This is a genomic window from Rhizobium sp. N621 (genome assembly GCF_001664325.1).
Lineage (GTDB): Bacteria > Pseudomonadota > Alphaproteobacteria > Rhizobiales > Rhizobiaceae > Rhizobium > Rhizobium esperanzae.
This window is the reverse complement of record NZ_CP013495.1, coordinates 140701-153451: the sequence shown is the minus strand read 5'-3', so window position 1 is coordinate 153451 and position 12751 is coordinate 140701. Positions and strand designations below refer to the sequence as shown.

Here is a 12751-nt window from a genome sequence, read left to right as displayed (position 1 = left end):
CCTGTCCGAAGGAACGGGAACGAATGACCGATAGTAACGACGACAAGACACTCAGCGTAACGGGCAAGAAGACGCTCACCCTGAAACCATCGGGGATGAGCCAGGGTACCGTTCGCCAGGATATGGGTCGGGGTCGCACCAAGGCGGTCGTGGTCGAGACCCGCAAGCGGCGCCCGATGCGCCCGGAAGACGAAAAGCCGATCACGCCTGCGGCCCCCGCAGCCCCGGTTCGCGCAGCCGAACCGGCGCCGGCACCTGCTCAGGCGCGTCCGCAGCAGTCGACGCCGGCTCCGCGGATTCACCAGCCCGGCGGCGGCCAAGGCAACCAGCGTCCGCAGCAGTCCTATCAGCAGCCGCGTCCGAACGATCGCCCGCGTCCTGTCGTGCTGAACCATCTGTCGCCTGAGGAAATGGATGCGCGCCGCCGTGCGCTCGCCGAATCCCAGGCGCGTGACGCCCAGGATGCGATCCGCCGCGCCGAGGAAGAAAAGCGCCGTGCCGCCGAAGAGGCTGTCCGCAAGGCAGCCGAGGCGGAGGAAGCCGCACGCCGAGCCGTCGAAGAGGCAGCCCGGCAGGCCGAAGCCGCCGCCGCTGCTGCCGCCGAGCCGGCTGCCACTGCGGCAGCGCCGGCACCCGCTACGGCCGAGGCTCGCCCGAACACGACGCCGCGCCCGGCAGCACCCGCGCCGGCAGCACGCCGGCCTGATGCCGACGGAGCAGCCGCTCGCCCGGCGCCCGGCGCGCCGGCTGGCATTCGGGGCCGTCGCAATGACGGCGACGAGGACGATCGTGGCGCTTCGCGCAGCGGTCCGGCGCGCGGCCGCGTCGTTCGCCCCGAACCCGCAAAGCCGGTGACGACCCGTCCGAAAACGGATGAGGAGCGCCGCCGCGGCAAGCTGACGATCACCACTGCCGATGTGGACGGCGAGGACGCCGGCCGCAGCCGTTCGCTTTCGGCGATGCGCCGCCGGCAGGAGAAGTTCCGCCGCAGCCAAATGCAGGAGACTCGGGAGAAGATTTCCCGCGAAGTCGTCCTGCCGGAGACCATCACCATTCAGGAACTGTCGCAGCGCATGTCCGAACGCGCCGTCGACGTCATCAAGTACCTGATGAAGGAAGGCCAGATGATGAAGCCGGGCGACGTCATCGACGCCGACCTTGCCGAGCTCATCGCCGGCGAATTCGGCCATACCGTCAAGCGTGTCTCTGAATCCGACGTCGAACTCGGCATCTTCGACATCGCCGACGTCGAAGGCGACCGCGTTTCGCGTCCGCCCGTCGTCACCATCATGGGCCACGTCGACCACGGCAAGACCTCGCTGCTCGACGCCATTCGCCATGCCAACGTTGTTGCCGGCGAAGCCGGCGGCATCACCCAGCATATCGGCGCCTATCAGGTGGAGCAGAACGGCCAGAAGATCACCTTCATCGACACCCCCGGCCACGCCGCCTTCACGGCGATGCGTGCCCGCGGCGCGCAGGCGACCGACATCGCGATCCTGGTCGTGGCAGCCGACGACAGCGTCATGCCGCAGACGATCGAATCGATCAATCACGCCAAGGCAGCCGGTGTTCCGATCATCGTGGCGATCAACAAGATCGACAAGCACGAAGCCGATCCGCAGAAGGTGCGCAACCAGCTTCTGCAGCACGAAGTCTTCGTGGAATCGATGGGCGGTGAAACGCTTGACGTCGAAGTCTCGGCCAAAACAGGCAAGAACCTCGACAAGCTGCTCGAAGCCGTTCTGCTGCAGGCGGAAATCCTTGACCTCAAGGCCAATCCGAACCGCACCGCGGAAGGTACCGTCATCGAAGCCCAGCTCGACCGCGGCCGCGGCTCGGTTGCCACGGTTCTCGTTCAGAACGGTACGCTGAAGCCGGGCCAGATCATCGTCGCAGGCGACGTCTGGGGCCGTGTGCGCGCCCTCGTCAACGACAAGGGCGAGCATATGAAGGACGCGCCGCCGGCGATGCCCGTCGAAGTGCTTGGCCTTTCCGGCACGCCGCAGGCGGGTGACAAGTTCGCGGTGGTCGACAGCGAGAGCCGCGCCCGCGAAATCTCGGAATACCGCCAGCGTCTTGCCCGCGACAAGGCGGCTGCCCGCCAGTCGGGCCAGCGCGGTTCGCTGGAACAGATGATGACGCAGATGCAGAGCACCGGCATCAAGGAGTTCCCGCTCGTCATCAAGGGCGACGTGCAGGGCTCGATCGAAGCGATTGCCGGCGCGCTGGAAAAGCTCGGCACCGACGAGGTCCGTGCCCGCATCGTCCATTCGGGCGCAGGCGGCATCACCGAGTCGGATATTTCGCTTGCCGAAGCCTCGAACGCGGCCATCATCGGCTTCAACGTTCGCGCCAATGCGCAGGCGCGCCAGTTCGCCGAACGCCAGGGCATCGAAATCCGCTACTACAACATCATCTACGATCTCGTGGATGACGTGAAGGCAGCGATGTCGGGCCTGCTGTCGCCGGAACGGCGCGAGACCTTTATCGGCAATGCCGAAATCCTGGAGGTGTTCAACATCACCAAGGTCGGCAAGGTCGCCGGTTGCCGCGTCGTCGAAGGCAAGGTCGAGCGCGGGGCGGGTGTGCGCCTCATCCGCAACGACGTCGTCGTTCACGAAGGCAAGCTCAAGACCCTCAAGCGCTTCAAGGACGAAGTCTCCGAAGTGCCGATGGGCCAGGAGTGCGGCATGGCCTTCGAAAACTACGAAGACATGCGCGTCGGCGACGTCATCGAGTGCTTCCGCGTCGAACATATCACACGCACGCTCTAATCCTCGGCGTTACAGTCGCTTCACAAAGCCATCCGCTCTCCGGCGGGTGGCTTTTCTACCTGCCGGCTTGACCTTTTCGGCCAAAAGAGTCATGGACGCTCTCCTTTGACGGGTTCGATTCCCAGCCGCATCGGCAAACAGAGATAACAATGACCAGACCAACATCCTCCGCGCCGTCGCAGCGCATGCTGCGCGTTGGCGAACAGGTCCGCGCCGCGATCACCCAGGTGCTGCAGCGCGGCGAAGTGCGCGACGACATCATCGAGGCGACCGTGATTTCAATTTCGGAAGTGCGCATGTCGCCGGACCTGAAGATCGCCACGGCTTACGTGACGCCGCTCGGCGTTTCCGACCACAGCATCGTCATCGAGGCTTTGAACCGCCACACGAAGTTCATCCGCGGCCGCCTCGGACCGCAGCTTCGGCAGATGAAATATATGCCGGAAGTGCGCTTCCGCGACGATACCAGCTTCGACAATTACAAGAAAATCGACGAGCTCTTGCGCTCGCCCGAAGTGAGCCGCGACCTCGACGGCGATAGCGACGAAAAATAACAGAAGAGACTGATGTCCAAACCACGCAAACCCAAGGGCCGGCCGATTTCCGGCTGGCTGATTCTCGACAAGCCGGTGGATTTCGGCTCGACGGAAGCCGTTTCCAAGATCAAGTGGCTCTACAAGGCGCAGAAGGCCGGCCATGCCGGCACGCTCGATCCGCTGGCCTCCGGCATGCTGCCGATCGCGCTCGGCGATGCGACCAAGACCGTTCCCTATGTGATGGACGGCCGCAAGATCTATGAATTCACGGTGAGCTGGGGCGAGGAGCGCGCCACCGACGATCTCGAAGGCGAGGTCACTGGGAGTTCGGACGAGCGCCCGAGCGAACAGCACATCCGCGACATCCTGCCCAAATATATCGGCACCATCAGCCAGGTGCCGCCGCAGTTTTCCGCCATCAAGATAGCGGGAGAACGCGCCTATGACCTGGCGCGCGATGGCGAAGCCGTGGAGATCCCCTCGCGCGAAGTGGAGATCTTCCGGCTGACCCTGCTTGCCTGCCCGGACGCCAATACCGCACATTTCGAAGTGGAATGCGGCAAGGGCACCTATGTCAGAGCGCTCGCCCGCGATTTCGGCCGTGAGCTCGGCTGCTATGGCCATATATCCGGGCTGCGGCGCACCTTCGTCGCGCCCTTTTCGGAAGAGGCCATGGTGCCGCTCGCAAACCTCGTGGCGCTGGAATCGATCGAGGATATGGATGAGCGGCTCGCCGCCCTTGATGCGCTCCTGATCGACACCTGCGAAGCATTGTCGGCCCTGCCCCATCTCGTCATCAACGACGACCAGGCGCACCGGCTGAAGATGGGCAATCCGATCCTGGTGCGCGGCCGCGATGCGCCGATTGCCGAAAGCGAAGCCTATGCGACGGCACGCGGCAGGCTGATCGCGATCGGCGAAATCGGCCAGGGCGAGTTTCGACCGAAGCGGGTTTTCGCCTGAGTCCGTACCACTGACGATTGTCAAGCGGTAGCGATGCGATATCCTTGCCCTTGGGCCATGGCGGCCCGAGGGGAAAACCATGCGTAGAATTGCGAAAGTCCTGACGTTCTTTTCGTTATTCCTGATCATTGCCGGCGCCCAAGCCACCGAACGATGGGCCGAGCTTCCCGCCTTTCCTTCAATGCCGACGCCGAAGACCAGCGGCATGGCCGATGTGAACGACATCAAGATGTATTACGCCGAATATGGTGAAGGCGATCCGATCCTCTTCATCCATGGCGGTCTTGGAAATGCCGACGTCTGGGGGCATCAGGTGGCGGAGTTTGCCAGGGATCATCTGGTCATCGTCGCCGACAGCCGCGGTCACGGCCGGTCGACACGCAGCGGGCAGCCTTTCGGCTACGATCTGATGACCTCGGACTACGTTGCCCTTCTCCACTATCTGAAGATCGACAAGGTGACGCTCGTGGGGTGGTCGGACGGCGGCATCATCGGCATCGACATGGCGATGAACCATCCGGAAAAGGTGATCCGCGTCATTGCCCAGGCGGCCAACGTGACGACTGATGGCGTCAAGGACGACGCTCTGACCAACAAGACCTTCAAAGAATACATCAACGTCGCCGGCGACCAGTACAGGAAGCTTTCGCCGACGCCGAACGACTACGATACCGTCTACACGCAGATCTCCAAGATGTGGGCGACCCAGCCGACCTGGACAGCCGCCGATCTTGCGAAGATCTCGGTTCCGATCACGCTTGCGATCGGCGATCACGATGAAGCGGTCAAGCTCGATCATACGGAGATGATGGCAAAGGAGATTCCGGACGCCAAACTCGTGATTCTTAGGGATGTGAGCCATTTCGCCATGCTGCAGGATGCTGAGGGTTATAACGGGATGATCCGGGATGCGATGGCGAGCCATTAAGGCCGCCAGAATACTCCCTCTTTCCATCGCTGCATATTTGGTTTATAGGCAGCGCCAGCGTCAGGTCCGCCTGCTCGCATTCACGGCCAAAGCTGGACGGCATCCCGGCTTTTGGCGACCTCTTCTCCTCTCATAGAAAGGAACATCCGATGTCGATCACTGCTGAGCGCAAGGCTGCGCTGATCAAGGAATATGCAACCGCCGAAGGCGATACCGGTTCTCCGGAAGTTCAGGTTGCGATCCTGACAGAACGCATCAACAACCTGACCGAACACTTCAAGGACCACAAGAAGGATAACCATTCCCGCCGTGGCCTGCTGACGATGGTTTCGAGCCGCCGCTCGCTTCTTGATTATCTCAAGAAGAAGGATGAAGGCCGCTATTCCAAGCTGATCAACAGCCTGGGTATCCGCCGCTAAAATTGTCCGGCGGGCGCTTTTAAGCGTCCGCCGGATCTGTTTCGGGACGATGTTCCGATGAAATGTTCCGCCCGCGCCCTATCTCAAGCGGTGGAACGACCGGCAGACCCGGATGGGCCGGTTCTGCCAAACCAACCGCTGACCTGTCATGGGGCAGGATTGCCGGATGCTTTCGGCCAGAGCTTTTCGAGGCTTTGGCCCAGTTTCTCAGAAAACTTATGTTTTCGGGAAACTGAGGTTTCCACCGAGGACCTGGAATGAAAAGCCTCCCGTTGTCTTGCCCGTGATACGTCACATTGATTGCGGTCGACTGTGCGCTGCGCCCTGATATCGGCGATGGCGCGTGCTCCCGCATTGAAGGACAAGATATGTTTGATACACACACCGTGGAAATCGAGTGGGCCGGCCGCCCGCTGAAGCTCGAAACCGGCAAGATCGCCCGTCAGGCCGACGGCGCGGTTCTCGCCACCTACGGCGAAACCGTCGTTCTCGCCACCGTCGTTTCGGCCAAGGCGCCGAAGCCCGGCCAGGACTTCTTTCCGCTCACCGTCAACTACCAGGAAAAGACCTACGCAGCCGGCAAGATCCCCGGCGGCTATTTCAAGCGCGAAGGCCGTCCGAGCGAGAACGAAACGCTCGTTTCCCGCCTGATCGACCGCCCGATCCGCCCGCTCTTCCCGGAAGGCTACAAGAACGACACGCAGGTCGTCGTCACCGTCGTCCAGCACGACCTTGAAAACAATCCCGACATCCTGTCCATGATCGCCTCTTCGGCGGCGCTGACGCTTTCCGGCGTTCCCTTCATGGGCCCGGTCGGCGGCGCACGCGTCGGCTACATCAATGGCGAATATGTTCTCAACCCGCATCTCGACGAGATGGATGAGTCGAGCCTCGACCTCGTCGTCGCCGGCACCTACGACGCCGTGCTGATGGTCGAGTCCGAAGCCAAGGAACTGCCCGAAGACGTCATGCTCGGCGCCGTCATGTTCGGCCACAAGGGCTTCCAGCCGGTTCTCGACGCGATCATCAAGCTCGCCGAAGTCGCTGCCAAGGAGCCCCGCGACTTCCAGCCGGAAGACTATTCCGAGCTCGAAGGCGAGATGCTGAAGCATTTCGAGGCCGAACTCCGCGAAGCTTACAAGATCACCCAGAAGGCCGACCGCTACGCCGCGGTCGACGCCGTCAAGGCAAAGGTCAAGGCGCATTTCCTCCCCGAGGAAGGCGAAGCCAAGTATACGGCCGAAGAAGTCGGCGCGATCTTCAAGCACCTGCAGGCCAAGATCGTCCGCTGGAACATCCTCGACACCAAGAGCCGCATCGACGGCCGCGACCTTGAAACCGTTCGTCCGATCGTTTCGGAAGTCGGCCTTCTGCCGCGCACGCACGGTTCGGCGCTCTTCACGCGCGGCGAAACGCAGGCGATCGTGGTGGCCACGCTCGGCACCGGCGAAGACGAGCAGTATGTCGACAGCCTGACCGGCATGTACAAGGAGCGCTTCCTGCTCCATTACAACTTCCCCCCCTTCTCGGTTGGTGAGACCGGCCGCATGGGTTCCCCGGGTCGCCGCGAGATCGGTCACGGCAAGCTCGCATGGCGTGCGATCCGTCCGATGCTGCCGTCGGCGGAGCAGTTCCCCTACACGCTGCGCGTCGTTTCCGAGATCACCGAATCCAACGGCTCGTCCTCGATGGCAACCGTCTGCGGCACGTCGCTGGCGCTGATGGATGCAGGTGTCCCGCTCGCAAAACCGGTTGCCGGCATCGCCATGGGCCTGATCCTCGAAGGCGATCGCTTCGCCGTCCTCTCCGACATTCTCGGTGACGAAGACCACCTCGGCGACATGGACTTCAAGGTTGCCGGTACGGCCGATGGCATCACTTCGCTGCAGATGGACATCAAGATCGCCGGCATCACCGAAGAGATCATGAAGGTTGCTCTCGGCCAGGCCAAGGGCGGTCGCGCCCATATCCTCGGTGAAATGGCCAAGGCCATCACCGAAAGCCGCGGCCAGCTCGGCGAATTCGCTCCGCGCATCGAAGTCATGAACATCCCGGTCGACAAGATCCGCGAAGTCATCGGCTCCGGCGGCAAGGTCATCCGCGAAATCGTCGAGAAGACCGGCGCGAAGATCAACATCGAGGACGACGGCACCGTTAAGATCGCCTCCTCTTCCGGCAAGGAAATCGAAGCGGCCCGCAAGTGGATCCATTCGATCGTCGCCGAGCCTGAAATCGGCCAGATCTACGAAGGCACTGTCGTCAAGACCGCCGACTTCGGCGCCTTCGTCAATTTCTTCGGCGCCCGCGACGGCCTCGTCCACATCTCGCAGCTCGCTTCCGAGCGCGTCGCCAAGACGACCGACGTCGTCAAGGAAGGCGACAAGGTTTGGGTCAAGCTGCTCGGCTTCGACGAACGCGGCAAGGTTCGCCTGTCGATGAAGGTCGTCGATCAGGCCACCGGCCAGGAGATCCCGAACGAGAAGAAGAAGGAAGAAGCGGCCGAATAAGCCGCGTCTCCCAGATTGAATTCCGGGCGCGGGAATCTTCCGCGCCCTTTTTGTATGCTGGTTCTGCGCATGTCGTGGGCGCAAAACCGCTGCACAATTTTGCGCGACATGCTTTAACGAGACGAGACCCATGAGCCGCGAGACGCTGAAGACCCTGTTCCATCCTTTTGCCAGCGGCACAGTCGAGGCGCCCGGCGAGGGCGAGCGTGTGCTCTTTCTCGGCGCCGAGGCAGGCTTTCAGCTGCCCGAAGGCTTTGCCGCCTCGCTCAGCGCCGTTCAGGGCTTCCGGCCGCTCTACCGGCAGCTTCTGGCGCAGCGGATTGATGCCAAGCCGGAGATCGACGGCGAGGATTATGACGCGGCCCTCGTGCTGTGCACCAAGCACAAGGGCGAGAACGAAGCCAATCTGGCCGCGGCGCTCGCCCGCACGCGGCCAGGCGGCCTGATCCTCGTTGCCGGAGCGAAGGAAGACGGCATCCAGCCGCTGCGCAAGCGCCTGGAAGGGTTCGGCCTCGCCATCGACCATATGCCGAAATATCACGGCGTCGCCTTCTGGTTCGGCCGGCCGGCCGATGCCGGCGAGATCGTTTCCAAGCTGGCGAAAGCGCCGGTGCGCGTCGACGACCGCTTCCATGCGACAGCCGGCATGTTCTCGCATGACCGGGTCGATGCCGGATCGGAGCTGCTCGCTTCGCGCCTGCCGCAGGATTTTACCGGCGACGTCGCCGATTTCGGCGCGGGATGGGGTTATCTCTCTGTCGAGATGGCGCAGAGATCGCGCGGACTGGGACGCCTTGACCTCTACGAGGCCAATCACGCGGCCCTGGAGGCGGCGCGGGACAATATGGCGGAGAACTGCCCGAACGCGCCTGCGCGCTTCTTCTGGCATGATCTGGCGAGCGAGCCGGTCAAGGACAAATACGACCTCGTCATCATGAACCCGCCCTTCCACGAGGGCCACGCCGCCGAGCCGTCGCTCGGCCAGGCGATGATCAAGACCGCCGCAACCGCGCTTCGCGGCGGCGGCCGGCTGATGCTCGTCGCCAATCGCGGCCTGCCCTACGAGTCGGTTCTTGCCGCAGAATTCAGGGAAAGCGGCGAAACCTGCCGCAACGCGCGCTTCAAGGTTCTCTGGGCGAAGAAATAAGGCTCAGGCGGCTTCGATTTCCTTGCGGGCCGCACTTGCAAGGAAAGCCGAGCGGGTCAAGCCACGTTCTTTCGCGGCCTTGTCGATCGCATCAAGCATGCCTTTGTCGAAGGTGACATTGGCTCGAACTGTGCGCGTCGTGTCTTCGATAAAGGGAACACGTGTCAGAAAGGCCCCCGCGGTCAGTTGCTCGCGGATATCTTGCCGAGAGCTGATCTCGTCGTATGAGGAGGGCATCGGCAGAGTTTCATCCTCCGCCCAGAGGCGAAGTGCTTCGATGGCATGCGCAGTCAGGTCTTCTTCCACATCGGCTGCGGAGAATACCGCCGGCAGATCTGGAAAGCTGATACCAAAAGCGCTGTCTCTGTCCTTATGCACGATGGCGATGAAATATCTCATGATTTGTCACTCACACTCCATCCGGCCTGCTTGGCAATGGCAAGCGCGGTGCCGGTCGGCAAATCCTTCTTCGGGTGGGGAACGATGATGGTCTCAGTGCCTCTACGAAGCTTGTGGTGCGAGCCTTTGATCGAAACAACTTCAAAGCCCTCGCGCTTCAAATCTTTTGACTATTTCGCTCCACGGACGCCCCAAATCCCTTTTCAATCTAAATCTTATGGCTGAAAACAGCAAGGCCATGCGCATTATGATGCGCATGGCCGTTTAGAACGTCGGAAAAGAGTTCTACTCGACGTCAGCCCTGCACAGCGTATCCAGCGTCGGCATCGAGGTGACGTTAAAACCGGCGTCGACGAAGTGGATCTCGCCGGTGACGCCGGCGGAAAGGTCCGAAAGCAGGTAGAGCGCCGAATTGCCGACCTGATCGATGGTCACGGTCTTGCGCAGCGGCGCATTGCGCTGGTTCCAGGAGAGGATCGCGCGCGCATCGGAGATGCCGGCGCCGGCAAGCGTGCGGATCGGGCCGGCGGAGATGGCGTTGACGCGGATGCCGCGCGGGCCGTAATCGGCGGCGAGATAACGCACCGAAGCCTCGAGCGCCGCCTTGGCGACACCCATGACATTGTAATTCGGAATGACGCGCGTCGAGCCGTTATAGGTCAGTGTCAGCATCGCGCCACTGCCTTCCATCAGCGGTGCGCAGCGCTTGGCGATCTCGGTGAAGGAGAAGCAGGAGATGACCATGGTGCGGCTGAAATTCTCCCGCGTCGTATCGGCGTAGAGGCCCTTCAGCTCGTTCTTGTCGGAGAAGCCGATGGCATGGACGATAAAATCGAGCTTGCCCCAGCGCTCGCCGAGCGAGTCGACTACAGCGTCGACCGAGGCGATGTCCTCGACGTCGCAGGGGAGCACGAAATCCGAGCCGACTTCGGCGGCAAGCGGCTTGACGCGCTTGCCGAGCGCATCGCCCTGATAGGTGAAGGCGAGGTCCGCACCCTGTGCGGCGAGGGCCTTCGAAATTCCCCAGGCGATCGAGTGGTTGTTTGCGACGCCCATGATGAGGCCGCGCTTACCCTGCATGATTCCAGTCATATTATTATCCGTTATGGCGCTGGAAGACGAGCGTGGCGTTCGTCCCGCCGAAGCCGAAGGAATTGGAGAGAGCGATATCGATCTTCGCATCCTCGATACGCTTGCGCACGATCGGCACGCCTTCGAATTCGGGATCGAGCTCGGTGATATGGGCGCTTTCGCCGATGAAACCTTGCTGCATCATCAGCAGGGAATAGATCGATTCCTGCACGCCGGCCGCACCGAGCGAATGGCCGGTCAGCGACTTGGTCGACTGGATATGCGGGATCTTGGTGCCGAACACCTCGCGGATGGCGCCGATTTCCTTGCTGTCGCCGACCGGCGTCGACGTGCCGTGGGTGTTGATATAGTCGACATCGCCTTTGACGGTGGAAAGCGCCTGGCGCATGCAGCGGATAGCGCCCTCGCCCGAGGGAGCGACCATGTCGTAACCATCAGAGGTGGCGCCGTAGCCGACGATTTCGGCGTAGATTTTGGCGCCGCGAGCCTTGGCGTGCTCCAGCTCCTCCAGCACCAGCACGCCGGCGCCGCCGGCGATGACGAAGCCGTCGCGGTTGACGTCATAGGCGCGCGAGGCGGTATCGGGCGTGTCGTTGTACTTGGAGGACATCGCGCCCATGGCGTCGAAGAGATTGGACATCGTCCAGTCGAGATCTTCGTGGCCGCCGGCAAACATCATGTCCTGCTTGCCCCACTGGATCATTTCAGCGGCGTTGCCGATGCAATGGGCAGAGGTCGAGCAGGCCGACGAGATCGAATAATTGACGCCGTGGATCTTGAACCAGGTGGCGAGTGTGGCCGACGCGGTGGAGGACATCGCCTTCGGCACGGCGAAGGGACCAATGCGCTTCGGGCTATTGTTCTTGACGGTGATCTCGGCCGCCTCGATGAGCGTGCGGGTTGACGGTCCGCCGGATCCCATGATGATGCCGGCGCGTTCGTTCTGGGCGTAGTCCTTCTCTTCCAGACCGGAATCGGCGATCGCCTGCTTCATGGCGACATGGTTCCAGGCGCCGCCCTGCGACAGGAAGCGCATGGCGCGGCGATCGACCAGTTCCGCAAGCTCCGTCTGGCCGAGCTTGGGGCTGCCCCAGACCTGGCATTTGAAGCCGTGTTCGGCGAAATCGTTGGAAAAGGAGATACCCGACTTTGCCTGGCGCAAGGATTCGGTGACTTCGGCCGCATCGCTTCCGATCGAGGAAACGATACCCAGACCCGTGACAACTACCCGTCTCATCTGATCAAACCTTTGTTGTTTTCGTCAGCCGCTCGAAATGCGGTTTCAGGCGGTCTTGTCTTTCGATAGACCGACGCGAAGGTCGGACGCCTGGTATATGGTCTCGCCATCCGCCTTCAGCCAGCCGTCGGCCGTGCCGAGCACAAGGCGACCGCGCATGACGCGCTTGAAGTCGATGCCGTATTCGATCAGCTTCGTATGCGGCCGGACCATGCCCTTGAATTTCACTTCGCCGGTTGAAAGCGCCATGCCCCGACCTTCCTCGCCGAGCCAGCCCAGGAAGAAACCGGTCAGCTGCCACATGCCGTCGAGGCCGAGGCAGCCCGGCATGATCGGATTGCCTTCGAAATGGCAGGGAAAGTACCAGTCGTCGGGGCGCACGTCGTATTCGGCCCTGAGATAGCCCTTGTCGAAGGCGCCGCCCGTTTCGGAAATGTCGGTGATGCGGTGAACCATCAGCATGGGCGGCAGCGGCAGCTGCGCATTGCCGGGTCCGAACAGCTCGCCATGGGCGCAAGCGATGAGTTCTTCATACGAGAAGCTGGACTGTCTGGTGGTCATAAAATTTCTTTTTCCCCCCGCGTGAAGCCGATGGATGTGAACGTGTAGTCCAAGTTCTTCAGAAAATGAAGCACAAGCAAGGCAGCTTCATTCATCGGCTTGGACCAGGCTTACGCCATTATTTGGTGGTCGCATACAGGAAGGCCAGAGCTGCGACCAGACCTATTTGCATCAAAAGCCCGTTT

12 protein-coding genes are annotated in these 12751 nt (G+C 62.0%); 7 read left to right on the top strand and 5 right to left on the bottom strand.

The window, feature by feature from the left end:
• The first annotated feature begins 23 nt into the window (after window positions 1–23).
• The 7 genes from infB to AMK00_RS00700 all read left to right on the top strand — a co-directional run bounded on the left by infB (window position 24) and on the right by AMK00_RS00700 (window position 9277).
• Window positions 24–2777: a translation initiation factor IF-2 gene (gene infB / locus AMK00_RS00730; RefSeq protein WP_064800219.1), complete on the top strand. Its 2754-nt coding sequence runs from the start codon at window positions 24–26 to the stop codon at window positions 2775–2777.
• A 149-nt stretch (window positions 2778–2926) separates the two neighbouring features.
• Window positions 2927–3331, top strand: coding sequence for a 30S ribosome-binding factor RbfA (gene rbfA / locus AMK00_RS00725; RefSeq protein WP_064809229.1), 405 nt, complete (start codon window positions 2927–2929; stop codon window positions 3329–3331).
• A 12-nt stretch (window positions 3332–3343) separates the two neighbouring features.
• On the top strand, window positions 3344–4276 hold the full coding sequence (gene truB / locus AMK00_RS00720; protein WP_064809228.1) for a tRNA pseudouridine(55) synthase TruB: 933 nt from the start codon (window positions 3344–3346) through the stop codon (window positions 4274–4276).
• Between the two features lie 79 nt (window positions 4277–4355).
• Entirely contained in the window at window positions 4356–5204 is an 849-nt protein-coding gene (locus tag AMK00_RS00715; protein ID WP_064809227.1) for an alpha/beta fold hydrolase, read from the top strand.
• A 149-nt stretch (window positions 5205–5353) separates the two neighbouring features.
• Window positions 5354–5623 carry a 30S ribosomal protein S15 gene (gene rpsO, locus AMK00_RS00710; RefSeq protein WP_009997779.1) on the top strand — a complete coding sequence of 90 codons (270 nt, stop codon included), beginning with the start codon at window positions 5354–5356 and terminating at the stop codon, window positions 5621–5623.
• Between the two features lie 368 nt (window positions 5624–5991).
• Complete coding sequence (pnp, locus tag AMK00_RS00705) at window positions 5992–8130, top strand: polyribonucleotide nucleotidyltransferase (protein WP_011423507.1); 2139 nt, start codon at window positions 5992–5994, stop codon at window positions 8128–8130.
• A gap of 130 nt (window positions 8131–8260) precedes the next feature.
• Window positions 8261–9277 (top strand): class I SAM-dependent methyltransferase, encoded by a 1017-nt coding sequence (locus AMK00_RS00700; protein WP_064809226.1) that lies wholly within the window; start codon window positions 8261–8263, stop codon window positions 9275–9277.
• A gap of 3 nt (window positions 9278–9280) precedes the next feature.
• Here the strand turns inward: AMK00_RS00700 and AMK00_RS00695 are convergent, their stop codons facing one another.
• The 5 genes from AMK00_RS00695 to fabA form a co-directional block, all read right to left on the bottom strand.
• Entirely contained in the window at window positions 9281–9676 is a 396-nt protein-coding gene (locus AMK00_RS00695; protein WP_064809225.1) for a type II toxin-antitoxin system HicB family antitoxin, read from the bottom strand.
• On the bottom strand, window positions 9673–9837 hold the full coding sequence (locus AMK00_RS00690) for a type II toxin-antitoxin system HicA family toxin (RefSeq protein WP_064809224.1): 165 nt from the start codon (window positions 9835–9837) through the stop codon (window positions 9673–9675). The genes AMK00_RS00695 and AMK00_RS00690 overlap by 4 nt, the downstream gene beginning before the upstream one ends.
• A gap of 124 nt (window positions 9838–9961) precedes the next feature.
• The gene (gene fabI, locus AMK00_RS00685; protein WP_064809223.1) at window positions 9962–10768 is read right to left on the bottom strand and encodes an enoyl-ACP reductase FabI; all 807 of its coding nucleotides are present in this window, start codon (window positions 10766–10768) and stop codon (window positions 9962–9964) included.
• Between the two features lie 4 nt (window positions 10769–10772).
• Window positions 10773–12005 (bottom strand): beta-ketoacyl-ACP synthase I, encoded by a 1233-nt coding sequence (gene fabB / locus AMK00_RS00680; RefSeq protein WP_064809222.1) that lies wholly within the window; start codon window positions 12003–12005, stop codon window positions 10773–10775.
• 45 nt (window positions 12006–12050) lie between these two features.
• Complete coding sequence (gene fabA, locus AMK00_RS00675) at window positions 12051–12566, bottom strand: 3-hydroxyacyl-[acyl-carrier-protein] dehydratase FabA (RefSeq protein ID WP_020920068.1); 516 nt, start codon at window positions 12564–12566, stop codon at window positions 12051–12053.
• Between the last annotated feature and the right edge of the window lie 185 nt (window positions 12567–12751).